The following is a 1,113-nucleotide window of genomic DNA, read 5'->3' on the forward strand; positions in this document are numbered from 1 at the left end:
TATTTCATCACTCGTTGGTAAAGTGGATATCCGTAAACTCGAACACTACTCTCAAGACGACCCAGATGCGTACAGCTACTCTGGCGCGCTGTGTAAAGCAAACCAAGGCTTGATGGAATTCGTCGAGATGTTCAAAGCGCCAATTAAAGTATTGCACCCATTACTAACCGCAACACAAGAAGGCAACTTTAACGGGACGGAAGGCCTTTCTGCGATTCCATTCGACGGCATGATTTTGGCTCACTCTAACGAATCTGAGTGGCAAACCTTCCGCAACAACAAAAACAACGAAGCCTTCCTAGACCGTGTATACATCGTTAAAGTACCGTACTGTTTACGCGTATCGGAAGAAGTTAAAATCTATCAAAAACTGCTTGAAAACAGTGAACTGTCTCAAGCCCCTTGCTCACCAAGCACATTAGAAACATTGGCGCAGTTCAGCATCCTTTCTCGTCTGAAAGAGCCTGAAAACTCGTCTATCTTCTCGAAAATGCGCGTGTACGACGGTGAGACGCTAAAAGACACCGATCCTAAAGCGAAAAGCTACCAAGAATATCGAGATTACGCAGGCGTCGATGAAGGTATGAACGGCCTATCTACACGTTTTGCGTTTAAGATTTTGTCTCGCGTGTTCAACTTTGACCAAACCGAAGTGGCAGCAAACCCAGTTCACCTGTTCTATGTGATTGAACAACAAGTAGAGCGCGAACAGTTCCCTTCAGAAACCGCAGAAAAATATCTTGAGTTTTTGAAAGGGTACCTCGTTCCTCGTTACGTTGAGTTTATCGGTAAAGAGATTCAAACCGCATACCTAGAATCTTACTCTGAATACGGCCAAAACATCTTCGACCGTTATGTTACCTACGCAGACTTCTGGATTCAGGACCAAGAATACCGCGATCCAGAAACGGGACAGCTATTTGACCGCGCATCTCTCAATGCGGAACTAGAGAAAATTGAGAAAACCGCTGGTATCTCCAACCCGAAAGATTTCCGAAACGAAATCGTTAACTTTGTGCTTCGTGCGAAAGCGAATAACAATGGTCAAAACCCAGTTTGGACCAGCTACGAAAAACTGCGCACGGTAATCGAGAAGAAAATGTTCTCCAATAC

The 1,113-nt window shown here is 44.7% G+C and carries 1 protein-coding gene; it reads left to right on the forward strand.

The window, feature by feature from the left end; all coding sequences use genetic code 11:
• Positions 1-1,113, forward strand: a 1,113-nt coding sequence (locus tag R7Q47_RS25980; RefSeq protein WP_318090225.1) for a PrkA family serine protein kinase, incomplete at both ends; no start/stop codon positions are given.

This window comes from Vibrio sp. Vb0349 (assembly GCF_033338975.1).